The organism is Cognatishimia activa, assembly GCF_026016445.1.
Classification (GTDB): Bacteria; Pseudomonadota; Alphaproteobacteria; order Rhodobacterales; family Rhodobacteraceae; genus Cognatishimia; species Cognatishimia activa_B.
The window spans coordinates 277507-302696 of the sequence record NZ_CP096147.1; the positions used below are offsets into that span (position 1 = coordinate 277507).

Genomic DNA, 25190 nt, shown 5'->3' on the forward strand with positions numbered 1-25190 from the left:
CATGCTTTTTGGTAAAAACTTGATCGATGGGGCCTGGGTAGGCTCTGACGAATTAGCCGCGTCCCCTGATCTTGAGGGACAAAGTTTTGCTCAGGCGACAAGCGCGCAGGTGGATGAAGCCTGTCTCGCAGCTCGCCGCGACTTCCGTGCGTATAGCAGCACATCACGCGCGGATCGCGCAGCGTTTTTGCGCGCAATTGCAGAACAGATGGACGTTCTGGGTGATGAGATCACCCAAGCAGGCATGGCGGAAACAGGTCTGCCTGAAGCCCGTCTTGTGGGCGAGCGTGGCCGCACAACTGGACAGCTGCGCATGTTCGCCGATTTGATCGAAGAAACAGGGTATCTCGATATCCGCAAAGACGGCGCCCTCCCTGATCGGACACCTCTCCCCCGTCCTGATCTGCGCCTGACGCACAAAGCAATCGGCCCAGTGGTCGTATTTGGTGCGTCGAACTTCCCGCTGGCGTTTTCTACAGCAGGTGGCGATACGGCCTCGGCTTTGGCGGCGGGCTGCCCGGTGATCGTGAAAGGCCACGGTGCTCATGCTGGCACGGCTGAGCTGGTCGCGCAGGCGATTGCTAAAGCAATTGAACTGACAGGCATGCCGAAGGGGACCTTCCAGATGTTGCAGGGCTCTGGTCGCAAGGTCGGCAGTGCGCTGGTTCAGCATCCAGAGATTACTGCTGTTGGCTTCACCGGCTCGCTTGCTGGCGGTCGGGCGCTTTACGATCTGTGCCACGCGCGCCCATCCCCAATCCCGTTTTATGGCGAACTGGGTTCCGTGAACCCAATGTTCTGCCTGCCCGTTGCGATGGAAACCCGTGCCGCTGAGATCGGATCAGGTTGGGCGGCGTCGCTGACAATGGGGGCAGGGCAATTCTGCACCAATCCTGGTGTTGCTGTTATGGTGAAAGGCCCTCAGGCCGCCGCGCTTGAAGAAGCTTGTGTTGGTGCGCTGAAAGGCGTTGCAGAGCAGAAGATGCTGACCGATGGTATCCATGATGCCTTTGAAAAAGGTGTTCAAACCTTCAAAGAGCTCATGGTGGAAGTCGGCTCCTGTGGCACGGCCGCAGCGAAACGCTCTGCTTTGCCGGCGCTCTTCAAAGTGTCTGCGAAAGAGTGGATGGCAAACCATCAGCTGCAAGAAGAAGTCTTTGGCGCGGCGGGTATCATTGTTCTTTGCGAAGACGTTGCCGAAATGCAGGCCTTGGCTGAAACCTTGGAAGGTCAGCTGACAACAACGTTGCATTTGGATGAAGGCGATACGCCTTTGGCGGCGGGTCTTCTGCCAATCTTGGAAGAAAAGGCAGGCCGCATCCTTGCGAACGGGTTCCCAACTGGCGTCGAGGTCTGTTCGTCTATGATGCACGGCGGCCCATACCCGGCCAGCACCGATACGCGGGCAACATCTGTTGGTACTTTGGCAATCGTCCGTTGGCTGCGTCCGGTCAGCTATCAAAACATCCCAGAAGCTCTGCTTCCTGCGGAACTTCAGGGCTAAATGATCTGATTGTGACCGGGAACAAACTGCTCTAATCTCTGAGAAAATCGGAGAATAACAATGGGCAGCAAAACTCCCGGTCACAAACCCGTCACGATGCGCGACGTTGCAAAAGCGGCAGGCGTATCGCGGATGACAGTCAGCCGCGCGTTGAAAAAAGACAGTCCGATTTCAAAGGAAACGCGCGAACATATCCTGAAAGTTGTCAAAGATATGAATTATGTCCCCGACCAGATGGCCGGGTCACTGACAACAAAGAAATCGGGGTTTGTTGGCGTCCTTCTGCCCTCGTTGAACAACCTTCACTTTGCGCAGACCGTTCAGTCGCTGACTGAGGTTCTTGAAGAGCAGGGTTTGCAGCTGCTTTTGGGCCACACCGAATACAAGCCCGAGCGGGAAGAACAAATTGTCGAGACCATGCTGCGCAGGCGGCCCGAAGCCATGGTGCTGTCCTATGACGGTCACACAGAACGTACCGTTGAGCTTCTCCGTGACGCCTCAATCCCGGTAATCGAGATCTGGGAAAAACCCAAAGCGCCGATCGAACATACGGTTGGCTTTTCAAACGAGCAGGCTGCCTACGATATGACGCAGGCTCTGCTCGCGCGCGGCTTCAAGAACATCGTTTTCCTGGGCGAAAACGAAGATGACTGGACCCGTGGTGCAGCAAGGCGCAAGGGCTTTAAGCAGGCGATGCTGGAAGCAGGGCGCAACCCTGATGCAGAGATCCGGTTTGGGGCGCCACCATTGTCTATTGAAAACGGTGCCGCTGCCGTCGATCTGGTACTGAATGAATATCCTAATACGGACTGTGTTTTTTGTGTTTCAGACATGGCTGCTTTTGGTGTGCAAAGCCGATTGAAGGCGATGAAAGTGTCGGTGCCTGAGCAGATTTCTGTGGTTGGATTTGGTAACTTTGAGGTGTCGCGATTTGCCTCTCCGACCATCAGTACGGTCGTTGTGGACCCGGCGGCCATTGGTCAGGCGACCGGAAATCTGATCGTTGAACTACTTGGCCCTGAAGAGAATGCGCCCGAATCTGCGCAACATATCACTCTGCCTCCGACGATCGAGTTTCGCGACAGTCTGAAATCTTCTTAAATTAATTTGCTAAACCTCTGATTTGCATAATTTTAATTTACTATGTGACCGGTCACATAAGTGTTAGTGTGACCGGTAACAAGGCGGAGGAAGAATGCCCAAAATTCAGCTGGATAACCTCGTAAAACGGTACGGGGACTTCGAGGTTCTTCATGGAATCAATCTCGAGATGGAAGAAAACGAGTTCACCGTTTTCGTCGGGCCGTCAGGCTGCGGTAAGTCAACAACCCTGCGCATGATTGCCGGTCTGGAGACCGTTTCAGGTGGTGAGATTTACATTGATGGAAAACCTGTCAGCGGGCTTGAGCCAAAGGCGCGTGATCTGGCGATGGTGTTCCAGGATTATGCGCTTTATCCGCATATGGATGTGGCGCAGAACATGTCTTTTGCGTTGCGTCTGCAAAAAGCCCCAAAGTCCGAGATCAACGCCAAGGTCAAAGACGTCGCCAAGATGCTTGGCTTGACAGATTTCTTGCATCGTAAACCGGGTGAACTATCCGGTGGCCAGCGCCAGCGTGTTGCCATGGGCCGCGCCCTGACCCGCGACAGCAGCACTTTCCTGTTTGACGAACCGCTCTCTAACCTTGACGCAAAACTGCGTGGCCAGATGCGGGCCGAACTCGCGCTGATGCGCCAGCAGGTTCAGAAGAACATGATCTACGTGACCCACGACCAGATCGAAGCCATGACCTTGGCTGATCGGATCGTCGTGATGCACGGTGGCTACATTCAGCAGCAGGGCACACCTGAAGAGCTCTACAAACGGCCAGTCAACAAGTTCGTTGCAGGGTTCCTTGGCTCACCGCCGATGAATTTCCTTGATGCCGAGCTGACCGAGATAGACGGCAAACTGGTCGTCAAAGGCGCGGGGTTCCAGATCGCTCTGCCTGAAGAGCGCGCACATAACCTGCCGGCAGCGGCAAAAGGTCCAGTCACCGTGGGCATTCGCCCAGCCGACCTGACATACGCGCCAGAGGCAGCGGACGATCACAGCTTTGATCTTCAGGTTGTTGTCTCTGAATACATCGGCGCTCAATCGGTTCTGATCTGCGACTGCGCAGGCCAGAAAGTTGAGGTTGAGCTAAAGTCTGACACGCCAATCGCGCTGGGAGAACAGCTGCGGTTTGAGGTCAACACAGACGCCATTCATCTATTCGATCGCGAAACGGAGGCCGCACTTTAAGCGGCACAAAACAGCAGTGGAGGAGCATATGCTGAATACTATCAAGAAGGTAGGGGCGGGCGTCACAGCCTTGACCTTGTCGACAACTCTGGCCTTGGCCAATCCTTACGAAGAATACGCTGGTGAAACACTGGTTGTGAACTTCCCAGCACACCCGCATTTCGATGCGGTGATGAAGGTGCTGCCGGAATTCACCAAAGAGACAGGCATTCGGGTTGAAGTGGATCAGCTTCAGTACCTGAAAATGCGTGAAAAGCAGACGCTGGAATTGACAAAAAACAAAGGCGACTATGACCTGATCGCTTACGTGGTTTTCTCAAAGGCAGATTATGTCTATGCCGACCAGCTCGAGAACCTCGCGAAATACTTCATGAACCCAAAGCTGGCGGATCCGGGCTATGACGCAGGTGATTTGATTGACGGCTATGTCGGCAACATCGGTGTCGCAGGCGGTACAAAAGGCTATCTGCCAGGTCCAACTGGCTCTCTGTTTGGTATCCCATTTGGTTCCGAGACATCGATCCTTGGCTATCGTCAGGACATCTTTGATAAGCATGGTCTAGAAGTTCCAACCAACTATGACGAACTGCTCGATGTTGCGTGTAAAATTCCTGAGCTAGAGCCAGGCATGGGCGGTCTCGCCTCGCGTGCGGCCTCTGGTCACCACGCATCCCACGCATTCCTGCTGCATCTGGCACCTCTGGGTGGTCGTATCTTTGACGACAACTGGAATCCAATTGTGAACAACGAAGCTGGCGTGAAAGCGGCTGAAGCGCTGAAATCCATCGTCGATTGCGGAGCAGAGGGTGCTGAAACCTTTGGCTTTGCAGAGGCGGGTGCATCCTTCTTGCAAGGTAATTCCGCGATGTTCCTCGACTCCACCGTCTTCGCGGGTCAGGTGAACAACCCATCTAAATCCAAAGTTGTGGGCAAAGTCGCTTGGGCGCCTCATCCAGTTGGCACACGTGCTGGCTCTCAAACGGGTGGCTTTGGCATCGGCATCCCAGCGAATGCGCAGAACAAAGATGCAGCCTTCCTGTTGATGCAGTGGCTGACCAGCAAGGACGCCGACAAGATGATCGCCATCGCCGGTGGTAACCCATCTCGGTTCTCAACCCATGCCGATCCAGAGGTTCTGGCCGTGCACCCACACCTCGAAGTCTTCGGTGAAGCGCTGAAAAACGCAGATCCGGACTGGCGTCCGATTATCCCAGTATGGGGCAAGATCAACGCAGACATCGGTACATCCCTGTCTAAGGTTCTGACCGAAGATGCGGACATCCAAGAGGCGTTGGATGGCGTGGCAGCGCGCGCGCGCGACATCATGGAAGACGCAGGCTACTACACCTGGAACTAAGCTTCCTCCCTCTCAGGAAAATGGGTGCCGTGGCACGCTCTGCGGCACCCAATCAAAAAGCCAACCAAAGAATTGAAGGGCCTCATTCATGAGCGCTGTAGCAAGGGCCAATCGGCTCACCCCATACATGTTTCTTGCGCCTGCCGCCGTCGTGCTGGTTTTCGCGCTGCTCTACCCCATCGGGTATATGGTCTACGCCAGCTTTCTTGACTGGAGCCCAAGCCAACGTATTGGCGAAGCTGACTTTATTGGTCTGCGCAATTACGCAAACCTTCTTACAGACGCCGCTTTCTTGGAAAGCTTCTGGGTCACGATTAAATTTGCCGCCGTCGTGGTGACGTTGGAGATGATCATCGGGGTGGGTCTCGCGCTGCTGTTGGATCGCAACATTCGTGGCATGTCGCTTCTACGTACGATTTTCATCCTGCCAATGATGATCGCTCCGATCGTTGTGGGTCTGATGTGGCGGTATATGTATCACCCGACCGTTGGTATCTTTAACCGGACCATCAAAAATCTCGGTTTTGAACAGGGCATCCCTTGGCTGTCTGACAGCACCTGGTCATTCATCGCGGTTGTCATTGCAGACGTCTGGCAGTGGACCCCGTTTATTTTCATCCTCGCGCTTGCCGCGATGCAATCTCTGCCACGCTCCGCGCTGGAAGCTGCAGAGATCGACGGTGCCACCGAGTGGCAAAAGATCGTTCTGATCAAAATCCCGCTGATGATGCCGGTTCTAATTGTGACGCTTCTGCTGCGCCTGATCGATGCTTTCAAAGTGCTCGAAGTGATCATGGTTCTCACAAATGGCGGACCGGGTCTGTCGACCGAGATTGTCGCCCTGCGCATCTTCCGCACCGCTCAGGAATTCCAAGAGCTAGGTGAAGCAGCGGCCATGTCAAACCTTCTGCTCATCATGCTCATGGCGCTGACAATCGGCATGTTCATGTACACGAAATTTCAAGAAGCCCGCACAGCACGCATGCTGAAAGCGGCTCAAGCTGAGGACGAATAAGATGGCTGCCTCCACCGAAAAGCAAAATCCAGCGTTTTATGCGCTTTTGGCGGCCCTTGTGGTCATGTCCGTCGGACCAATTGCCTTGATGCTGGCGACCTCGTTCAAGATGAACGTCGATATCTATGATGAAAGCGTTTCAGCTTTCTTCTTCACGCCAACGATCAGTAACTACGAGACCGTGTTGTGTAATGTCCTGTGGTATGAACCCGCACATGTAGATTATTGCGATCCGACCTTCGGACGCGCCTTAGGAAATTCGCTTTTCGTTGCGATTGTTTCGACCGCATTGACGCTGGTGATCGGCTGTATGGCAGCCTACGCGCTGGTGCGCTTTAAGTTCATGGGCCGTGGCACGGTTTCGATGACCACCCTCATGATGCGCATGGTACCCCCGGCGGTCCTGCTTGTGCCTGTGTTCGGCATCTGGACCTTTCAATACGGCCTTGACCAGTCTCACATGGGGATCATCTTTGTCTACACAGCGATGAACCTACCGTTTGTGATCTGGATTTTGCAGAGTTTCATTGTCCAGGTGCCGATCCAGCTCGAAGAAGCTGCACGCATGGATGGCGCGAACCCGATCCAGGTCTTCTTCATGGTGGTTTTGCCGATCATCAAACCGGGCCTCGCAGCCGCAGCGATCTTTACCTTCCGCATCGCCTGGAACGAGTTCCTCTTGGCCAATGCATTGCTTGGTCGCTCGACCCGGACTGTGCCAGTCACCATCGTGAACTCGATCACCGAATACGACATCGACTGGGGTGTGATCATGGCGACCGGGATGTTGCTGGCCGTGCCTCCAATCATCTTCACCTTCGCAGCATCCCGCCAGATCATCACTGGCATGACAGCCGGAGCGGTCAAAGGCTGATGCTGGACTGGTTGCTCACTCCCATTGACCCAGCACGCGCTCATGAGGTTGGCTTTGCGGTTTCTTGGCACGCTCGGCTGATGACCATAGCATGGGGTGTTCTTGCCCCAAGCGCGGTGGTCGCCGCACGGTATCTGAAAGTGATGCCGGGGCAGGACTGGCCAAGAGAGCTTGATAACAAGACGTGGTGGCATTGCCACTGGGTGGGGCAGGTGCTGGCTTATGCGTTGTCGCTGCTTGGATTGGGTCTGATCCTGGGGGGCGGGGCCTTGGGCAATGTAAATGCGTTGCTGCATCAATGGCTTGGATATTCGGTTTTAGCCTTAGCAACACTTCAAGTCTTGTTGGGTGTCTTCAGGGGCAGCAAGGGCGGCCCAACGGCGCGTGCGGCTGACGGAAGTCTGAAGGGGGATCATTACGATATGACCCCTTGGCGTCTGAAGTTCGAGCTGCTGCACCGCATCTTTGGCTACATAGCACTTGTCATCGGAGCTGCGGCGATTGTCTCAGGTCTTTGGGCGGTAAACGCGCCACGTTGGATGTGGATCGTGATCGCCAATTGGTGGGTTGCTTTGCTCATCCTGTCGACGATCCTGCAACGGCGTGGACACGCGTTTGATACCTATCAGGCAATCTGGGGCCCGGACCCTGACCTGCCTGGCAATCGCATCCCCAAAACCGGTTGGGCGACGCGTCGCGAGGACCACCCAATCAAATCGATTTCTCAAGAAGGAGCTGACTAATGTTTGGTGTCATAGAGGGAACAGGATTTGAAGCCATTGAGCCTGAATTCAACGAATGCTTCATTGGTCACGCGCGCGTCGAACGCCTTTGGACTGGCGCACGCTGGTCAGAAGGGCCAGCGTGGTTTCCTGCGGGACGTTATTTGGTTTGGTCTGACATTCCTAACAATCGCCTGATGCGATGGGACGAAACCGACGGCTCCGTTTCAGAATTCCGCAGGCCTTCGAACAACACCAATGGCAACACGGTAGACGGGCAGGGGAGGTTGGTGTCTTGTGAACATCTAACGCGACGCGTTACCCGGACTGATTTTGATGGGACTGTCACTGTCATCGCCGATGCAGTCGATGGTTTACGTTTGAACTCGCCGAATGATGTGGTGGTGAAATCGGATGGCTCAATTTGGTTCACAGATCCCTCTTATGGGATCATGATGGATTACGAAGGCGAACGTGCTGAGAGCGAAATTGGTGCCTGCCATGTCTATCGCTGGGATCCAGAGACCAAGAGCATCAAGGCAGTCGCTACGGATTTTGTAAAACCAAATGGTCTCGCCTTTTCCGCAGATGAAAAGTTTCTGTTCGTCTCCGACACAGGTGGGACCCATGAAGTAGATGGACCAGCGCATATTCGCAAAATACCGCTTACTGAGGATGGCAAACAGCTGACGAAAGGGGCTGTTTTTGCCGATTGCAGTAATGGTTTCTTTGATGGGTTCCGCTTGGACCGCGCTGGGCGGATCTGGAGTTCCGCTGCTGACGGTGTGCACTGCTTGAACGCAAGCGGAGACCTGATCGGAAAGGTCCATATACCTGAAATCGTGGGAAATGTTTGCTTTGGCGGCAGCAAACTCAACCGGCTTTTTATTGCCGCGACTAGCTCGCTCTATTCGGTCTATTTGAACGTAAATGGTTTAAGGTGATCATGAAGCAACCAAGAACACGCTGCGCAAAGAACTCGAGTGGAATCGATCAAGAAATGTCACCTAGCTAACAAAAGCTTCTATGGTTTTGAAATCGACAGTCGCTGCCAAACTGACACTCGAAGCCTGAAAATACGCTATCGATCAGTTGGAAATCTTTTGCGTCACAAAAGGCAATGCTTGTGCGCGCTCGGAATAATATTCGTTCAAAATCAAATTCTTATTGTTGCTTTGAAGGGAGAACTATGTGGCGCTTCATGCCGATTGTTGAAGGTCAGACGAATTTGCCCTTTGCGTCATAAGCAGAACCAACATTTCCATTTCATGTTCCCGCAGACTGTTCCGAATGATCTGATTTTCTTTTCGAATAATCAGTGCTGATATTTTGTGAGAAACAAAAAAACAGCGGCACGACCAAGTGCAACTTATTGTTCTGCCAGAGAAAATAGTAATTTCATCCGCTGGCCTCGAATTCAACGGTTAGTGCGTTTCTCGTTTCACAACGTCGGCATCAAGTAAGACGGTTTCACCGACTTTATTAGGGTCTTCTAAACGTTCGGACAATAGGCGCACAATCGCTGCAACGGTTTCTTCTGTCGGGTTCCGCGCCGTGGTTAGGCGAAAATTTGGCCAATCGGACATCCTTAGGTCATCAAACCCGGTGATGGCTACGTCCTCTGGAACTCTTAAGCCCAGCTCTTGCCTCACTGCTGTGATCGCGCCTAGGGCTGTTTCATCGTTCGCGCACATAATGGCGTCGAGGTCATTCTTCTTCATAAGTGCTATCGCAGCTCGATAGCCGCCTTCATAGGAAAAATCCGCAGTTTCAGTATCGACAAACGCGAGCCCATTGTTCGCTAGTCCCGCCCTCGCTCCAGCTGGGCGTTCCTGCTTTGAGGCGCGATTAGGTAGGCCATCGATGTAAGCAATCTTTCTGCGACCGGTTTCAGCGAGCAAATTGGCCAAGGCGTACATGCCCTCAAAGTTTCTACAGCTCACTGAATCGACGTGTTCAGCATCCACTACGCAGCCGGAGAAAATTAGCGGGATTTGTAATTTGGCACAGGATTCGACGACGAATTCATCGACACTACCACCTCGCACAATCATGGCATCGACTGGGAAACCAAATATTCCATGCAAATTTGGCGTGTCGGAAATTTCTTGGCCACTGAGCACGATCGGCCATTTTCCAATTGCCACAAGTTCTTTGAGCAGGTGATCAACCAACTCGTGATCATAATGGCTGCGCATTTCACCTGCGACGACCGCTACAATGTTTGATTGAGTCTTTTGCAAGCCCGCTGCAAAGGCATTTGGCCGATAGCCAAGGTCCTGTGAAACTTTTAGAATTCGCGTTTTTTTGTCTTGGTCAAGATAGGCGCCGTCAGTGAAAGCTCGCGACACTGCCGATCGGGAGACACCTGCGGCTTTGGCAACATCTGTCGCTGTAACACGCCGCGGGCGAGTCGGTGTCACACTGTCTTCGTTTCGTCCCATACAAACGATTTCGCATACATCGTCTCACCCGTAAAGCGCCTTGGAATGTCACATAACATTCATAAAGGGTCACAATCCTGTAACGTAGCGCCGCTATGTGAACACGTGTGCAGGTTTGCGTGAGTCGCGCAGTCCTCAAGCAAGATTAATCCACAGGCCGTAACTGCTGCGGTCTTCACCTCTGGTATTCGGAGCTTACTATGAAAATCAACTTCGCACTCGCTGCGGCTGCCGCTTTCGGCCTGTCCGCACCAGCATTTGCTGAAACAGAAATCACTTGGTGGCACGCAATGGGCGGGGCCCTGGGTGAAACTGTAAATCAGATTGCGGCGGATTTTAACGCATCCCAAGACGACTACACCATCACCCCTATCTTTAAGGGTACATACGAAGAGACCCTGACAGCTGGTATCGCGGCCTTCCGTGCAGGTGAGCAGCCAAACATCATGCAGGTGTTTGACGCAGGCGCAGCAACTGTGATCGGCGCGAAAGGCGCAACAGTGGCAGTTGAAGACCTGATGAAAGACAATGGTGTTGAGTTTGACATCAACGACTACATCGCAGGTGTGCGTTACTTCTTTGCCGACAATGACGGCAAAATGATCGGCATGCCGTTCAACTCTTCCACGCCAATCATGTACTTCAACGAAGACGCGCTTGCGAAAGCCGGAGTTGAGGCGCCTGCAACTTGGGAAGAATTCGCTTCTGTCACAGCACCAGCTCTGAAAGAAGCCGGTTATGTGCCTCTGTCCCAGTCTCACCTGCCATGGATTTTCACAGAGAACTTCTTCTCTCGTCACGACATTCAGTTCGCTAACAACAACAACGGTTACGACGCGCCAGCGACCGAGATCAAAGTAAATCACCCAGCCATCAAAGCGCATTTCCAAGCGCTGGTTGATTGGAAAGATGCGGGTCTTTTTGAATGGTATGGCACTGGCTGGGGCGACAACGCGGCTCCGTTTGAAAACGGCGAAGTTGCAATGTGGCTTGGTTCCTCCGGTTCCTTCGGTGGCCTGCTGAAAAAAGTGGACTTCCCATTCTCCGCGGCGAAACTGCCTTACTGGGAAGCTGTGACTACAGAGCCTAAGCAAACGTTCATCGGCGGCGCAGCTCTGTTTGCGATGGCAGGCAAATCTGCAGAAGAAAACAAAGCAACTGCTGAGTTCTTCCGCTTCCTGACATCTGAGAACACTCAGTATTTCTGGCACCAGCAAACTGGTTATGTGCCGATCACTGAAGCAGCTTACGACGTTGCGAAGAAAGACGGCCACTATGACCGTTTCCCAGCGGCAGAAGTTGGCATCGAACAGCTGTCTCTGGAAGCAGGTGAGTTTACCAAGGGCTACCGCATGGGCTTCTACGTACAGATCCGCGACGTGATGAACCGTGAATACGGCCGCATCCTGACTGGTGAAACAGATGTGGATACTGCGTTCGAAGCAATCGAGGCAGAAGCCAACAAACTGCTGGCACGTTTCGCCAAGACCCAAGGCTAAGACTTAACTCCTGGCCGGTGGCTCGCCGAACTTTGGTGGGCCGCCGGTTCTTTTGTACTCGGAGACTTTAATGAAACGCGCAGGATTTGCGGTCACTTGGCTGCCCATGTTGCTGCTTTTACCGCAGCTCAGCATTATTGCCGTGTTCTTCTATTGGCCCGCAGCGCATGCGGTCCATTCTTCTTTCTTTCTGCAAGATCCATTTGGTTTTGGGTCAACCTTTGTCGGGTTGGATAACTACACCGATCTTCTGGGGAATGCGCAATATATGAAGGTTGCGGGTTTCACGGTTGTCTTCACGCTTCTTGTGACATTTTTCTCGTTGGCGATCGCGCTTTTGTTGGCGGTGAAGGCTGACACAGTTCTGCGTGGGGCGAAAACGTATCGCACGCTTTTGATGTGGGTTTATGCTGTTGCGCCGCCCGTGGCAGGCGTGATTGGTATTTTGATGTTTGACCAATCCCACGGTCCTTTGACCGAGTTTTTTAATTCCCTCGGATGGGAGTTCAAACTTGGCGTGAACTACAATGATACAGCTTTTGCAATGGTCGTTGTCTCTGTTTGGAAGCAAATTCCAGTCAACTTCATATTCCTGCTATCTGGTCTTCAGTCGATCCCAAAATCTGTGCGTGAAGCCGCGCTGATCGACAATCGATCCGCCTCTGGCCGCTTTTGGGATGTGACCTTCCCGTTGCTTGCACCGACTGGTTTCTTTCTGTTGATCATGAACATTACCTATTCGCTCTTTGACACATTTGGCGTGATCGACACGGTGGTAAAGGGCGAGCCTGGCAACAACCCGATGAGCCTCGTCTACAAAGTCTATGTGGATGGGTTCCGCGGCAATGACCTTGGCGGCTCTTCAGCTCAATCGGTTGTACTGATGGTGCTGGTGCTGGCGCTGACAATCTTCCAATTCCGCCTGGTTGAGCGGCGCATACATTATACGTGAGGACTGAAAATGACTGATACGTTAACGGCACAGTCTGCCGCGACACATGTGCGTCACCGGAAGATCAAATGGAACACCGTCTTTGATCACCTCGTGCTGATCGCCGGATCATTGATGATGATAGTTCCATTGGTTTTGGTGTTCCTGACGGCCTCACTGCCTGACACAGAGATTATCAAAGAAGGTCTTCAGTTTAAACTGGGCGACCAGCTTGGTCCGAACTTCCAGAAGGCAATGTTTGAGTCCAGTGGCTTCACCAATGAAAACACCGGCATGGTGATGTTGAAAAACTCCATGATTTTGGGGGTTGGCTTTGCGGTCGGGAAAATTGTTCTGGGGATGATGGCGGCCTATGCCTTGGTCTATTTCCGTTTGAAATTCGCGACCTTCGCATTCTGGATCATCTTCACCACGCTCTTACTGCCTTTGGAAGTGCGCATTCTGCCATCTTACGAGGTGATCCAAGGCCTTGGGCTGATGAACACCTATACCGGCTTGATTGTGCCTCTGATTGCTTCGGCAACTGCAACCTTCTTCTTCCGGCAATTCTTCCGCTCAGTTCCCGAGGAGCTGGTGGAAGCCGCGCGGATTGATGGAGCTGGTCCGGTCAAGTTCTTCGTCGATATTCTGGTCCCGCTAAGCCAGACCATGATCGCAGCGATGTTCATCATCATGTTTGTCTTTGGCTGGAACCAATATCTTTGGCCGACAATGATCACCACAGATGAGGGAATGTTCACCCTTGTGCGTGGGATTAAGCAGATCGTTCAGGATTTTGAAGGCTCAAACATTCCGGAATATGGACGTGCAAATCTATTGGCCATCATCGCGGTGCTGCCCCCGGTTGCCATCGTGGTCTTCTTCCAAAGCTGGTTCGTTAAGGGCCTGACGGAATCCGATAAATAAGGAAATCAGAAAATGGCAAATGTCATTCTGGATAATATTAAGAAAACTTACCCAAACGGGTTCAAAGCCGTACATGGCGCAGATTTCACAATTCAAGACGGTGAGTTCATCGTGCTTGTAGGCCCGTCTGGCTGCGGAAAATCCACGCTATTGCGTATGATCGCTGGGCTTGAAGACATCACCGAAGGCGCTCTGCATATTGGGGGCCGCGTTGTAAACGATGTGGACCCTGCAGATCGCGACATTGCGATGGTCTTTCAAAACTATGCGCTTTACCCCCATATGACTGTGGCCAAAAACATGGGCTATGGCTTGAAAAACCGCAAAATCTCACAGGAGGAGATTGATCGATCTGTTGCAAAAGCAGCAAAGGTCTTGAACCTGAGTGAGCTGATGGATCGCAAACCCAGCCAATTGTCTGGTGGTCAGCGTCAGCGCGTGGCGATGGGGCGCGCAATCGTGCGCAGCCCAGAACTGTTTCTGTTTGACGAACCTCTGTCCAACCTCGACGCAAAACTGCGCGGACAGATGCGCATCGAGATCCGCCGCCTCCAACGCGAACTGGGAGTGACTTCTATCTATGTGACCCATGACCAGGTCGAGGCGATGACAATGGCTGATCGAATTGTGGTTTTGAACGCGGGTCGTATCGAGCAGATCGGCACGCCTGCTGAGATCTATCACCGCCCGGCATCCACTTTTGTAGCCTCGTTTATGGGGGCTCCTCCAATGAACCTTGTAGATGCACAGGTCGAAAATGGTGTCGTTCGCATGGCCGATGGTGTGACCCTTGGTCAGACTGAGACCAATGAAAATGGACCAGTGACCTTTGGTATTCGCCCTGAAGACGTCGACCTCTCGGGCGAAGGCATCCCTTTGAATATTGAGATTGTTGAAGAACTCGGCGCGCAGCGCCTGCTGCATGGTCAGCTCAGCGGCCAAGACTTCTCAATTCATGTTCCAAAAGAAATTGGCGTCGAGCGTGGGCAACAGCAAGTCGGGTTCAAACCGGGCGCAATGCGGCTCTTTAGCAAGGAAACAGGGCGCGCACTATGATCACTGAAACAATAGCGGAGTTGCCGGCGGTGACTACGTCTCAGCGGGACCAGATTTTGGCCGCCCCGCGGACGCAAGCGGCGCACCGAGAGTTTTTAAACACTCTTCCTGCTATGAATACTGTAGAACTGGGCGGTCAACCCAAGAGTAGGGCGCTCCCAGAGACTTTTAGCATTGCGGCATGGAACGTCGAGCGTTGCCTTTTTCCAGAAGAAAGCGCTGAACACCTGCAAGACATCGCGCCGGATTTGGTTCTATTGTCTGAAATGGATCATGGCATGTCACGTACAAGCCAGGTCCACACCACGCGCGAATTCGCCTCACATATGGGGATGCAATATGCTTATGGTGTGGAATTCTTTGAAATGGGTCTTGGCGGTCCGACGGAACGTGAATTCTGTAGAGACGACTTCAACGAGCTAGGGTGGCATGGCAATGCCATTCTGTCGTCGGTTCCAATGCTTCGTACCGCAATGGTCCGTCTTGACCAAACAGGACATTGGTTTTGCGAAGCGAGCGGCGCAGATGATACAGAGCAGCCGCGCATTGGCGGGCGGATGGCTTTGCTAGCTGAGCTGCCGGTTCAAAACGGCACGATTACAGTGGTGTCGACACATCTGGAAAGCAATGCTGATGGTCCTTACCGAGAGCGGCAGTTTGAAATTCTGCTGAACGCAATTGACGACTTTGCGCCGAGTGGTCCAGTGCTGATCGGCGGAGATTTGAATACGGGCAATCACGTCCCTCCAGATTTCGACTGGCGGCAGGAAGGGCTTTTCGCCCTCTCCGAAAAGCAAGGGTATTCCTGGGATTTTACAGCACCGGGATACTCGACCCGCGCGAGCCTGATCTCGCCACATCCAGATCGGGTTATGAAGCTGGATTGGATAGCCGGCCGCGGATTCAACTGTTTGGATAAGGGCATCAAAGTTTCGCTTGGAAAAGACGAAAAACCATTGTCAGACCATGACCTCGTTTGGGCGAGGGTCGGACTAGTACCTTAGCTATTGTTACAGCTTTGGGACTTCTGCATGATGCTTCGGGTGCCGATGAATCTAGTTTCGGCAGTTCCACGACGGGCAACTTTGCCACGTCTCAACGCGGAGACAGCGTCTCCGCGTAAATGACTTTTAAGGGCTGTTCGCTTAACTTTTGCAGAGTCCGTTTATTTTGCGCGGCGCAGATATTCATAGCCATCGCAGCATTGGTCAATTTGCCCCCACAACCTTCGACCAATCGCAATCGAAACCGGGATGAGCGGGCAAAACGTAACTGATTAGACGTTTCTGACCTGCGTTAGGCGGCTAGGAATCCCCCATCTACAACAAGCTCTGTTCCCGTTACAAATGAGCTTTCATTTGACTATAGGAATAGCACCGCGTTGGCAATTTCACGTTCCTCCGCCAGCCGTCCCATTGGATACCGCGTCAACAGGATTTCTCGTAAGCCTTTGATCTTGCTGAATAACTCCTGCACCAATGGCGTTTCACAATGCCCTGGGTATACGAGGTTCACTCGAATTGACGACTTCGCATAGTCCAACGCCATGTTCCGTGAGAAGCTGACAAGCGCCGCCTTTGAGGCCGCATATGCACAGCTTTTGGTCTCACCGGTGAACGACGTAATTGATCCAGCAAGGACAATGGAACCACCTCCCGCTTTTTCCAAAAATGGGATGGTATGTTTGCAGGTCAGAAAGACGCCTTTTAAGTTGACCTGCATCACCTTGTCCCAGTCGTCTTCAGCCATGTCTACAGCTGTTCCGTTTGTTGTGATACCGGCGCATGCGAACACACCGTCTATTTTTCCAATCTGGTCTTGGGCGTTTTCCGCTGCTGCAAGAACACTTTCACCAGAGGTGACATCAACCTGTTGGGCACTTGCAGCGTATCCATCGGCGTTCAACGCGTCTGCGACTCTTTGTGCGGCATCAAGATTAATATCCGCGACAACAACCTGAGCGCCTTCTTCCGCGAGGCGACGCGCAGTCATCGCGCCCAAGCCCGAAGCACCACCGGTTATGAAAACGGATCGTCCGTTCATTCTCATTTTAAAGCCCTCAAAGCTGAATTTCACTGGGGTCAAACAACACGCGCCCCTCCTTGCCACCAACCAGTCGCAGAGTTTCTCCGGTTACATGCCCGCTCAGATGACTTGAAACCAGATAGGTCACGGCGTTTGCGACGTCTTCAGGAGTGGCGAACTTCCGTAGGCTCGCCGTTTGAAGGACTTTGATCATTTCATCCTTTGCTGTCAGCTTGGCTTCGATCATCCGAGTGCGCACAAATCCCGGGGCAACCAAGTTGACGCGCCCCTGCGGTGCAATTCGAATGATTTCATCCTTAAGGGTGGGCAGCAGTCCGCTGGTGAATGAGGCTTTGGCAGCAGAGTAGTCCGAATGCCCTGGTTGCCCCCAAACACCTGACATGGAACCGATAAGGACAACCGAAGGATCCCGTGGTGGAGTTGACGCGTTTTTAAGCTGATTGAGGTATCCACGCAGACTTAGGAATGCCGACGTCAAGTTGCGCTCAATGGTCGTGTTCCACTGTTCAAGCGACATGTCGGAAAGAGCAACTTGTTCCTCTTTTAAATATCCGGCATTGCAGACAAAATCGTGGATGACCCGATCCGCAGCCACGCGGGAAAACATGTCTTGCACCTCTTCCTCGACTGTCAGATCAGCCCGAAGGATGGTGGCACCATGTGTTTGGAATACCTGTTCGCCGGCGAGTGCCTCAACTCGATCTCTTGAAGAGTGATAGTGCAACAAAACATGTGCGCCCCCAGAAGCCAATTGCCGCGCAATCGCAGCCCCAATATCTCCCGATGCGCCAGTCACCAGTACGTTGCGACTGTGTAGTTTTGGATCCAATTTAGGCTTTCTTTTCAGGTTATCTGTTGTGATCTCATTTCTGGAGGACAGTGTTCGCCAGAAGCTGCCGAGCGCAGTTAGAAACGAGTTTCGCTAATCGCAAAGCACTTTTTGATGTAAATCGGTACATACCATTCGGTGCGAAGTCCCGCTTCCATCACAAAGGAGTCCCCAGCCCGAATAATCCGGGTTGACCGGTCATCTAAGTTGGTGACTTCCGCCTCGCCCTCAAGAATATGGCAGAATTCCGTGATGCCATCCATTGTTGCTCGAAACCGGCCAGCATTGCATTCCCAAATGCCAAATTTGGATCCGCTTTGGGTATCATTGCTGTAAAGCCAAACGCCTTGCTCTGCCTTTCCAGAGATCAAATTGGCGCTATCATCTTTAATGGTGCGCGCCACCTTTGGAGCATCAAATAAGATGAATTTAGGCTGTGCCGTTGTGTGGGTGAAGTTCTGAGCATTCATGAGGACCACTCCGAATTGTTTAGGAAAAGGACCGGGCTTTTTGAAAAGCCCGGCCTAGTTAAAGCTAATCCATTACACGGGAGATCAGCTTTGTATGTAGACCATATGAGTTTGAGTGAACTCATAGAGGCCGTGCTTGCCATCGGCACCTCCGATGCCGGACTTGCGAACACCTGCGTGGTAACCCTGCATGGCTTCAAAGTTGTTGCGATTGATGTAGGTCTCACCGAATTTCAACTCGCGGCAGGCCTGCATCGCAGAGTTGATGTCACGCGTGTAGATCGATGAAGTCAGGCCATATTCACTGTCGTTAGCGCGTGTGATTGCTTCGTCGATATCTTTCACAGTGTTGATTGGCAAAACAGGGCCAAAGACCTCTTTCTGCATAATCTCGCTGTCTTGAGCGCAATCGGTCAGAACGGTAGGTTGGTAGTAGTTGCCCTGACCCAAGTCAGCCACTTCGCCACCTGTAACAATCGATGCTCCAGCCGCTTTTGCGCGCTCGACCATTCCTGCGACCTTATCCAAACCGGCTTTGTTAATCATTGGTCCGTAGGCAACGCTGAAGTCTTCTGCTGGGTTGCCGAACTTTTGTTCGGACATTTTCTGAGACAGTTTTGCGACGAATTCGTCTTCGACACTGGCTTCCACGTAGACACGTTCTGCGCAATTGCAGACCTGACCGGAGTTAATGACGCGAGACGCAACAATCGCTTCTGCAGCCAGATCCAGATCAGCGTCCTTCAAGACAATCGCAGGAGCTTTGCCACCCAGTTCCAAATTCACTTTGGTGATGTTTTTGGCAGCTGCACCCATGATCCGAGAGCCGGTTTCTACGGAACCGGTGAAGCTCAGAAGGCCTACGTCAGGGTTTTCACAAAGCGCAGCACCCGCAACGGCGCCACGGCCATAAACCATGTTCACCACACCTTCAGGCATGTCGGTTTCTGCTAACAGATCCATAAACATGGCCGCGTTGTTTGGTGTTTCTTCCGACGGTTTCAACACGATGGTGTTGCCTGTCAAAAGGGCAGGCGCAAGCTTGCGTGCGATCAGGAAGAACGGGAAATTCCACGGCAGAATGCCACCAACAACCCCGATGGCCTGGCGGAACAGGAAGATGCTTTCGTTAGGGTTATCGGAAGTGACGATCTCACCTTCAAGACGGCGCGCCCATTCTGCCATGTAGTCAATGTAGTCAGCAGTGAAGTTCACTTCGACTTCCGCCAAACCCATGGTTTTGCCTTGCTCAGCCACGATGGCCTTAGCAAGCGCCGGCACGTTTTGACGAATTTTTGCTGAGATTTGGCGCAGATATCCGGCGCGCTCGATTGGTGCCTTTGCCTCCCAGCTCCTCTGGGCGGATTTAGCTGCTGCGATCGCATCGGCAACTGCCTCAGGTGAAGTTTCTGGAATTTCAGACAAGACCGCACCGGTCGCTGGATTGAGCACGGGGATTACGCCCTGCGCCTTTGCATCGACAAATCCGCCGTTGATGAAATTACGGTGTTGAATCGTCATTCTTTCCTCCCGATCCATACATAGTTCTATTATGCAGAACTAATCTATTGCAATGCAATACTCGATTCCAATTTTGATTCTGTCAACCGTGAACGAACCGCAACAAAAAAGGCGCGGTAAAGCCGCGCCTTAATCAAGATCCAAGACCACTCATCTGGTCTCGAGGTAATCCAATATTCGCATGAACCAGATAGCCGTACCCATGCCAAACATTTTACTACGCCTGAATGGGACGGTTTTGATTTTTGAAATGGGAAGGGACAATGAGTTAGCATCCGCACCCAAAACGCGTTCTGACAAGACGCGCCCCATCACCATCGACATCGCGACGCCACGGCCGTTGTAGCCAAGACCAGCAAGCAATCCGGGTTGCGGTTCGTGAAGATGAGGCAAGTGATCATCGGTGATGGCTATTCGACCACCCCATTGGTGGGTCCACTCCACGCCTTTCAACTGAGGATAGACACGCTCCGAATCTTTTTGAAGCCAGTCAAATCCCGACAGGGTTTCGCCTGGTCCCGGACGCCCCAGCCCTCCGTAAACCAGTCGATTATCTGGCTCACGGCGTGCATACATGATGACGCGCCGGCTGTCAGAGATTGTGTGGCCTTCCGGTAGGATCGAATTAATCACCGCATCGGGAAGCGGGGCGGTCGATATCTGGATAGGGGTCAATGGCACGATGCTTTTTGACAATCCCGGTAACAGATCATCTGAATAGGCATTTGTTGCCACAACGACCCAATCGGATTGAACGGATCCTTTAGGTGTCTTGGCGATCCACTTTTGACCGTTCTTAGCCAGTGACAGCACAGGGCTTTTTCCAAAAAACTGCGCTCCGCGTTCCGTTGCGGCTTTCGCCAATCCCTGTGCGAACATCTTTGGATGCACCGCGCCGCCCTTGTGGGTGATTACACCTGACAAGTATGATTTGGTTCCAGACAAGCGATTTAGCTCGTCTCCTTCAACCACCTCTGCGGTTGACCCATACGCACGCCAGTTCTCAATGTCTCTCAGTGAGGCGCGATGTGCTTTGGAACTATGGTTGACCCGTAGCCAACCCTTTTGGCGCGCCTGGCATTCAATCTGGTAGGTGCGCACGAGTTCAAAAAGCTCGTCAGCAGAGTTTAGGGACGCCTCTGTTACTCGCTCAAAATAGGTGTCACCAAGCAACTGGTGCAGTTGTTTTGGCGAGTTGAAGGGAAGAAGCGGGTTGACCTGTCCCCCGGTACGTCCCGACGCTCCCCAAGCCACATCCGCAGCATCTAAAACAACTACCTTTGTCCCAGCTGCCACCAAGTTCAGTGCAGTTCGTAATCCGGTGAAGCCCGCTCCAATAATGGTGACATCCGCTGATATTTGATCTTCCAAGGATGCATGTGGCGTATCGGGCGGTGCCGTGGCCTGCCACAACGATTGCTGAACCGGTGGTACAGGCGGAGTATTTTGAATCATCGGAATCTCATATTGCAGAACACGCCTATCAATATGTGAGACAATATGCTAATTGGTCAAGCCACAGTTTAACTCGATCGCCAACCAATGATCTTGGAAACTTCTTCAGCCGCTGCTTTCACTTTTTCAGATTGCGCGATGACATCGGCGGAACCGGCTGCCTGCTCAAGTGACCAGAGAGACATGCAGGCGACCACATCGTCCTGTTCGTTGAAAATCGGCGCGGCAATACCCGTAACCTGAAGCACTTCTTCTTTAACAGCGCGGCCATAGCCATTTGCTTTTGTTTCCCAGAGTGACCGATTAAGTTCCTCCGCGGACGTCAGTGTGAATTCCGTGAATTTTTCGTATTCAAGGCTTTCGAGCAGTTCTTGCTTTCTATTTTCTGACATAAACGCAAGAAACACTTTACCTGCAGCAGTGCAATGCAACGGGGCATGGTCACCGGAATGCGCCGCATATCGGACAGGAACATAGTCCGCTGTACGCAAATAAAGAATCGTCTGACCATCAAGAATGGATAAGGCAGCATTCATCTTTGTTGCTTCGCTCAAGCGATTCATCGGTTCTGCAGCGACTTGTTGTAGATCGATTCTTCGCCAAGCAGAACGCGCCCATTGATGTAACCGAGAACCGGTCCGGTAAGTTCGAGATGGCTTGTCGTATGAAATCAGCTCTTCACCTTGCAACACTGCGAGAATGCGATGGCAGGAGCTTTTCACAAACCCTGTGCGTTCTACAATCTCTGAAAAAGCAAGGGGTTGGCGTGCCTCGGACAGTATATCCATGACCGTCGCACACTTTGTGACAATGGAACTTTCAGTTGATCTGCCCATAATTCTCTTACTCCATCTACTGCAATGTAGAACTAGCGACACGCCTGCGCCTTGGCAACCGCGCTGCTTTTCTGAGCAAAAATAAAAATATTGACGCAGCTTCCCATGCCTGACTACTATCGATTTGCGGGACCAAAGTTCCGCAATGCAAGACAAATAGAAAGAGCTGCACACCGCAGAGTTGATCCAACAGGAGACAAAAATGAAAAAGCTGATGACAGCACTTGTCGCGGGAACCGCACTGAGCGCATCCATGGTGCCTGCACAGGCGCTCGACGAGATTACCGTTGCTTATTTCCTTGAGTGGCCATTGCCGATGATGGAAGCGAAAGCTTCAGGCGCATATGATGAAGCCCTTGGCATGAAGGTGAACTGGGTAAGCTTTGAAACCGGTACTGCAATGAGCGCAGCGATGGCATCTGGTGACGTTCAGATCGCGGTAAGCCAAGGTCTCCCACCTTTCGTTGTTGCGGCTTCTGCCGGTCAGGACCTTCAGATTGTTGACGTTGCGGTGACTTACTCTGAGAACGACAACTGCGTTGTTTCCACTGATCTGGAAATCGACAAGACCAATGCTTCCGAGCTGGCGGGTAAGAAAGTGGCAGTGCCTCTGGGCACAGCGGCACACTACGGCTTCCTGCGTCAGATGGATCACTTCGGTGTGGAGCTTTCCAGCTTGGACGTCGTCGATATGGCCCCACCTGAAGGTGCTGCGGCACTGGCGCAAGGCTCGATTGATTTCGCTTGCGGTTACGGCGGTGGTCTGACCCGCATGAAAGAACATGGCAACGTATTGCTGACAGGTGCAGAGAAGGAAGACCTCGGCATTCTGGTGTTTGACGTCACATCCACTCCGGCAGCCTTTGCAGCGGAAAATCCAGACCTGGTTGCGACCTTCCTAAAGGTAACAGCAGACGCAAACACACGCTGGACCTCCGGTGAAGGTGGCGAAGAAATGCTGGCGGTTCTTGCGAAAGAAGCTGGTATGGATCTTGAGGCGGCACGCGGCGCGATTGCGACAATGGGTTTCCCAAGCCTTGATGAACAGCTGTCCGCAAAATGGATGGATGGCGGTATCCAGACCTTCATGAAAGGTGTGGCAGACGTTTTCGTAAATGCGGGCAGCATCGGTGCTTCTCAGCCTAGCTACGAGACCAACGTCAACATCGAGACAATGCAAATCGCCAACGAAGGCTGATTTGACACTCAAGCGGAGCCGTCTCCCCCGGCTCCGCTACCCCTCACTCCCATCTTTTATTTCGAGGTCAATTTTTAAGACCTCCATCCATCCTTTCCAGGAGGGAATATGACAGGACTATCAATCGAGAACATCTCGATGCGTTTTGATTTGCCCGATGGCGGTCATGTCCAAGCGCTTCAAGATGTCAGCCTAGACTTGAAACAGGGCGAGCTCATGAGCGTGCTTGGCCCGTCAGGTTGTGGCAAAACCACGCTCCTCAATATCGTTGCCGGGTTTCTCGGCGCAACTTCAGGTCAAATTTCGCTGAACGGGCATCGCGTCGATGGACCCGACGCTGAACGCGGCATGGTCTTTCAGAAAGGCGCGCTGTTTGAGTGGATGAGCGTGCGTGACAACGTCAGCTTCGGTCCACGTATGGCTGGAAAATCCGAAAGCGATTACGGCGCAGAAGTTGATCATTTGTTGGAGGTCGTCGGCCTTAAAGACTTCAAAGAGAAAGCGATTTACGAACTTTCCGGCGGGATGCAGCAACGCGTGGCCCTCGCACGCTGCCTGGCCAACCATCCTGATGTGATCTTGATGGATGAACCTCTAGGTGCATTGGACGCGCTTACGCGTGAAAAGATGCAGTCCTTGGTTCTGAAGCTCTGGAAAGAAACTGGTAAGACCATCATCTTGATTACCCACTCTGTGGAAGAAGCTCTCTTGCTGGGTGAACGTCTCTTGGTGATGGCCCCAAGGCCGGGTCGCATTCATACCGAATACCGGCTGCCCTTTGCTGATCTTGGAGTTGGGCAAGATTTACGTGAAGTGAAAAAACATCCTGACTTTGCAGTAAAGCGCGACGAAATCCTCAGCATGATCTGGGATATGGAAGAAGAAATTATGGGCCGCTCGGAGGATGCAGCATGATTCCTATTCTGATTTATGCAGGTATCTTCATTGCCTCTTTTTTCATTGTGAAAGCCATTGCCGGTCAGGCGACAAAAAGTGGTTTCAACTCACTGAAAACCGTCACCTTCGGAGACGAAAGCGCGGTCACTTCTGATCGCACGGCCTCCGTTATTTCTATCCTGACTATCTTTGTGATTTGGGGCGCCTTCACCGGGTCCAAAATCCTGCCAGGCTTCCTGCACGCTCCAGGTCCTTTTGTAGGTGAGGCGACTTTTTCCTACACCGTCGAAGCCTCCGACGGCGCTCAGGACGACGCGGATGTAACCGTCCTGGTCTATGAGGGCACCCTGAAACCCGACGTTCCTGAAGTGGAAGCGGGTGATGGTTTCGCCAAGAATGACTCTCTTATTATCGCGGCTTACCGTAGCCAATTGGCTCGACTGGATCGCAATGATGAGCAAGGTAGAGATGAAGGGGCCAAAATCACTGCCGTGAACGGTCAATCCATCGCCCCGGGTGATGACATTCAAACCGACTTTGGTCGCGTAACAATGTCACAACGCGGGACCCTGAACATTGTGCCTGACACTGGTTGGCAGATGGAACCCATTTGGTTGCCTGCTCCCGAAGCAGTTTTTAGTCGCTTCGGTGAAATCATCAGCGAAGGTTTCCGCAACTACACTTTGGGTGAACACCTTGGATACTCGCTCTTCCGCGTTATTGCGGGCTTTGTCCTTGGCGCATTGGCGGGCATTCCACTGGGCTACGCTATGGGTCTGTCCAATTGGTTCCGCGGCTGGTTTGACCCAATCGTAGAATTTATGCGTCCTGTTCCACCGCTGGCATTGATCCCGCTTGTGATCATCTGGGCTGGGATTGGCGAGGCTGGAAAGATCATCTTGCTGTTCCTTGCAGCGCTCTGGATCATGGCGATCGCAGCACGGTCAGGTGTGTCAGGCGTGAATATCTCTAAGGTCCACGCGGCCTATTCACTTGGCGCTTCCAAAGCGCAGATCATGCGTCACGTGATCATCCCGAATTCACTTCCGGAAATCTTTACCGGTGCACGGGTTGCAATGGGGGTCTGCTGGGGCACCGTTGTTGCGGCAGAACTGGTTGCTGCGGAAAAGGGTGCGGGCATGATGATCATGGTGGCCTCGAGGTTCCAAAACACAGACATCGTGATCATGGGCATCATCCTGATCGGTGTGATTGGATTTGGCATCGACGTATTGATGCGCTGGGCTGAAAGAAAGCTTGTGCCTTGGAAAGGTCGAAGCTGAGCAATTGTGGCGGCCTCACGGCCGCCACGCATCCTTATATGC

Annotated in this window: 23 protein-coding genes; 16 read left to right on the forward strand and 7 right to left on the reverse strand. The window is 52.6% G+C overall.

What is annotated here, in order from left to right; all coding sequences use genetic code 11:
* The first annotated feature begins 1 nt into the window (after position 1).
* The 8 genes from M0D42_RS01420 (at position 2) to M0D42_RS01455 (ending at position 8700) form a co-directional block, all read left to right on the forward strand.
* Positions 2–1504: an aldehyde dehydrogenase (NADP(+)) gene (locus tag M0D42_RS01420; protein ID WP_265019831.1), complete on the forward strand. Its 1503-nt coding sequence runs from the start codon at positions 2–4 to the stop codon at positions 1502–1504.
* A gap of 60 nt (positions 1505–1564) precedes the next feature.
* Positions 1565–2605, forward strand: coding sequence for a LacI family DNA-binding transcriptional regulator (locus tag M0D42_RS01425; RefSeq protein ID WP_265019832.1), 1041 nt, complete (start codon positions 1565–1567; stop codon positions 2603–2605).
* Between the two features lie 94 nt (positions 2606–2699).
* Positions 2700–3788, forward strand: coding sequence for an ABC transporter ATP-binding protein (locus tag M0D42_RS01430; RefSeq protein ID WP_265019833.1), 1089 nt, complete (start codon positions 2700–2702; stop codon positions 3786–3788).
* Between the two features lie 28 nt (positions 3789–3816).
* On the forward strand, positions 3817–5145 hold the full coding sequence (locus tag M0D42_RS01435; protein ID WP_265019834.1) for an extracellular solute-binding protein: 1329 nt from the start codon (positions 3817–3819) through the stop codon (positions 5143–5145).
* An 88-nt stretch (positions 5146–5233) separates the two neighbouring features.
* Entirely contained in the window at positions 5234–6160 is a 927-nt protein-coding gene (locus M0D42_RS01440) for a carbohydrate ABC transporter permease (protein WP_265019835.1), read from the forward strand.
* A 1-nt stretch (position 6161) separates the two neighbouring features.
* Positions 6162–7034: a carbohydrate ABC transporter permease gene (locus M0D42_RS01445; RefSeq protein WP_265019836.1), complete on the forward strand. Its 873-nt coding sequence runs from the start codon at positions 6162–6164 to the stop codon at positions 7032–7034.
* Positions 7034–7777, forward strand: a complete 744-nt coding sequence (locus tag M0D42_RS01450; RefSeq protein WP_265019837.1) for a cytochrome b561 domain-containing protein — start codon at positions 7034–7036, stop codon at positions 7775–7777. Before M0D42_RS01445 ends, M0D42_RS01450 begins: the two co-directional genes overlap by 1 nt.
* Entirely contained in the window at positions 7777–8700 is a 924-nt protein-coding gene (locus M0D42_RS01455) for an SMP-30/gluconolactonase/LRE family protein (protein ID WP_265019838.1), read from the forward strand. The genes M0D42_RS01450 and M0D42_RS01455 overlap by 1 nt, the downstream gene beginning before the upstream one ends.
* A gap of 480 nt (positions 8701–9180) precedes the next feature.
* Here the strand turns inward: M0D42_RS01455 and M0D42_RS01460 are convergent, their stop codons facing one another.
* Entirely contained in the window at positions 9181–10179 is a 999-nt protein-coding gene (locus M0D42_RS01460; protein WP_265019839.1) for a LacI family DNA-binding transcriptional regulator, read from the reverse strand.
* Positions 10180–10400: 221 nt separating this feature from the next.
* On the opposite strand from M0D42_RS01460, the gene M0D42_RS01465 reads away from it, so the two are divergent.
* The 5 genes from M0D42_RS01465 to M0D42_RS01485 all read left to right on the forward strand — a co-directional run bounded on the left by M0D42_RS01465 (position 10401) and on the right by M0D42_RS01485 (position 15617).
* A complete protein-coding gene (locus tag M0D42_RS01465; protein WP_265019840.1) occupies positions 10401–11699 on the forward strand; it encodes an extracellular solute-binding protein in 1299 nt (432 codons plus the stop codon).
* Positions 11700–11769: 70 nt separating this feature from the next.
* The gene (locus tag M0D42_RS01470; protein WP_265019841.1) at positions 11770–12651 is read left to right on the forward strand and encodes an ABC transporter permease subunit; all 882 of its coding nucleotides are present in this window, start codon (positions 11770–11772) and stop codon (positions 12649–12651) included.
* 9 nt (positions 12652–12660) lie between these two features.
* A complete protein-coding gene (locus M0D42_RS01475; protein ID WP_265019842.1) occupies positions 12661–13557 on the forward strand; it encodes an ABC transporter permease subunit in 897 nt (298 codons plus the stop codon).
* Between the two features lie 12 nt (positions 13558–13569).
* On the forward strand, positions 13570–14613 hold the full coding sequence (gene ugpC, locus M0D42_RS01480; RefSeq protein ID WP_265019843.1) for a sn-glycerol-3-phosphate ABC transporter ATP-binding protein UgpC: 1044 nt from the start codon (positions 13570–13572) through the stop codon (positions 14611–14613).
* Positions 14610–15617 (forward strand): endonuclease/exonuclease/phosphatase family protein, encoded by a 1008-nt coding sequence (locus tag M0D42_RS01485; protein WP_265019844.1) that lies wholly within the window; start codon positions 14610–14612, stop codon positions 15615–15617. The genes ugpC and M0D42_RS01485 overlap by 4 nt, the downstream gene beginning before the upstream one ends.
* Positions 15618–15975: 358 nt before the next feature.
* On the opposite strand, the gene M0D42_RS01490 is transcribed toward M0D42_RS01485, so the two are convergent.
* The 6 genes from M0D42_RS01490 to M0D42_RS01515 all read right to left on the reverse strand — a co-directional run bounded on the left by M0D42_RS01490 (position 15976) and on the right by M0D42_RS01515 (position 21812).
* Complete coding sequence (locus M0D42_RS01490) at positions 15976–16656, reverse strand: SDR family NAD(P)-dependent oxidoreductase (protein WP_265019845.1); 681 nt, start codon at positions 16654–16656, stop codon at positions 15976–15978.
* Positions 16657–16672: 16 nt separating this feature from the next.
* The gene (locus M0D42_RS01495) at positions 16673–17488 is read right to left on the reverse strand and encodes an SDR family NAD(P)-dependent oxidoreductase (protein ID WP_265019846.1); all 816 of its coding nucleotides are present in this window, start codon (positions 17486–17488) and stop codon (positions 16673–16675) included.
* A 77-nt stretch (positions 17489–17565) separates the two neighbouring features.
* The gene (locus tag M0D42_RS01500; protein WP_265019847.1) at positions 17566–17958 is read right to left on the reverse strand and encodes a cupin domain-containing protein; all 393 of its coding nucleotides are present in this window, start codon (positions 17956–17958) and stop codon (positions 17566–17568) included.
* Positions 17959–18042: 84 nt separating this feature from the next.
* On the reverse strand, positions 18043–19479 hold the full coding sequence (aldA, locus tag M0D42_RS01505) for an aldehyde dehydrogenase (RefSeq protein WP_265019848.1): 1437 nt from the start codon (positions 19477–19479) through the stop codon (positions 18043–18045).
* A gap of 150 nt (positions 19480–19629) precedes the next feature.
* Positions 19630–20934 carry an NAD(P)/FAD-dependent oxidoreductase gene (locus M0D42_RS01510; RefSeq protein WP_265019849.1) on the reverse strand — a complete coding sequence of 435 codons (1305 nt, stop codon included), beginning with the start codon at positions 20932–20934 and terminating at the stop codon, positions 19630–19632.
* Positions 20935–21002: 68 nt separating this feature from the next.
* Positions 21003–21812 carry an IclR family transcriptional regulator gene (locus M0D42_RS01515; protein ID WP_265019850.1) on the reverse strand — a complete coding sequence of 270 codons (810 nt, stop codon included), beginning with the start codon at positions 21810–21812 and terminating at the stop codon, positions 21003–21005.
* A 160-nt stretch (positions 21813–21972) separates the two neighbouring features.
* On the opposite strand from M0D42_RS01515, the gene M0D42_RS01520 reads away from it, so the two are divergent.
* The 3 genes from M0D42_RS01520 (at position 21973) to M0D42_RS01530 (ending at position 25148) form a co-directional block, all read left to right on the forward strand.
* Entirely contained in the window at positions 21973–22968 is a 996-nt protein-coding gene (locus tag M0D42_RS01520) for an ABC transporter substrate-binding protein (RefSeq protein ID WP_265019851.1), read from the forward strand.
* A gap of 108 nt (positions 22969–23076) precedes the next feature.
* On the forward strand, positions 23077–23883 hold the full coding sequence (locus tag M0D42_RS01525; RefSeq protein ID WP_265019852.1) for an ABC transporter ATP-binding protein: 807 nt from the start codon (positions 23077–23079) through the stop codon (positions 23881–23883).
* On the forward strand, positions 23880–25148 hold the full coding sequence (locus M0D42_RS01530) for an ABC transporter permease (RefSeq protein WP_265019853.1): 1269 nt from the start codon (positions 23880–23882) through the stop codon (positions 25146–25148). Before M0D42_RS01525 ends, M0D42_RS01530 begins: the two co-directional genes overlap by 4 nt.
* Positions 25149–25190 lie beyond the last annotated feature (42 nt).

Coding starts and splice junctions, on each gene's coding strand:
- M0D42_RS01420 (WP_265019831.1), top strand. CDS start 2: ATGCTTTTTGGTAAAAACTTGATCGATGGGGCCTGGGTAGGCTCTGAC.
- M0D42_RS01425 (WP_265019832.1), top strand. CDS start 1,565: ATGGGCAGCAAAACTCCCGGTCACAAACCCGTCACGATGCGCGACGTT.
- M0D42_RS01430 (WP_265019833.1), top strand. CDS start 2,700: ATGCCCAAAATTCAGCTGGATAACCTCGTAAAACGGTACGGGGACTTC.
- M0D42_RS01435 (WP_265019834.1), top strand. CDS start 3,817: ATGCTGAATACTATCAAGAAGGTAGGGGCGGGCGTCACAGCCTTGACC.
- M0D42_RS01440 (WP_265019835.1), top strand. CDS start 5,234: ATGAGCGCTGTAGCAAGGGCCAATCGGCTCACCCCATACATGTTTCTT.
- M0D42_RS01445 (WP_265019836.1), top strand. CDS start 6,162: ATGGCTGCCTCCACCGAAAAGCAAAATCCAGCGTTTTATGCGCTTTTG.
- M0D42_RS01450 (WP_265019837.1), top strand. CDS start 7,034: ATGCTGGACTGGTTGCTCACTCCCATTGACCCAGCACGCGCTCATGAG.
- M0D42_RS01455 (WP_265019838.1), top strand. CDS start 7,777: ATGTTTGGTGTCATAGAGGGAACAGGATTTGAAGCCATTGAGCCTGAA.
- M0D42_RS01465 (WP_265019840.1), top strand. CDS start 10,401: ATGAAAATCAACTTCGCACTCGCTGCGGCTGCCGCTTTCGGCCTGTCC.
- M0D42_RS01470 (WP_265019841.1), top strand. CDS start 11,770: ATGAAACGCGCAGGATTTGCGGTCACTTGGCTGCCCATGTTGCTGCTT.
- M0D42_RS01475 (WP_265019842.1), top strand. CDS start 12,661: ATGACTGATACGTTAACGGCACAGTCTGCCGCGACACATGTGCGTCAC.
- ugpC (WP_265019843.1), top strand. CDS start 13,570: ATGGCAAATGTCATTCTGGATAATATTAAGAAAACTTACCCAAACGGG.
- M0D42_RS01485 (WP_265019844.1), top strand. CDS start 14,610: ATGATCACTGAAACAATAGCGGAGTTGCCGGCGGTGACTACGTCTCAG.
- M0D42_RS01490 (WP_265019845.1), bottom strand. CDS start 16,656: ATGAACGGACGATCCGTTTTCATAACCGGTGGTGCTTCGGGCTTGGGC.
- M0D42_RS01500 (WP_265019847.1), bottom strand. CDS start 17,958: ATGAATGCTCAGAACTTCACCCACACAACGGCACAGCCTAAATTCATC.
- aldA (WP_265019848.1), bottom strand. CDS start 19,479: ATGACGATTCAACACCGTAATTTCATCAACGGCGGATTTGTCGATGCA.
- M0D42_RS01510 (WP_265019849.1), bottom strand. CDS start 20,934: ATGATTCAAAATACTCCGCCTGTACCACCGGTTCAGCAATCGTTGTGG.
- M0D42_RS01520 (WP_265019851.1), top strand. CDS start 21,973: ATGAAAAAGCTGATGACAGCACTTGTCGCGGGAACCGCACTGAGCGCA.
- M0D42_RS01525 (WP_265019852.1), top strand. CDS start 23,077: ATGACAGGACTATCAATCGAGAACATCTCGATGCGTTTTGATTTGCCC.
- M0D42_RS01530 (WP_265019853.1), top strand. CDS start 23,880: ATGATTCCTATTCTGATTTATGCAGGTATCTTCATTGCCTCTTTTTTC.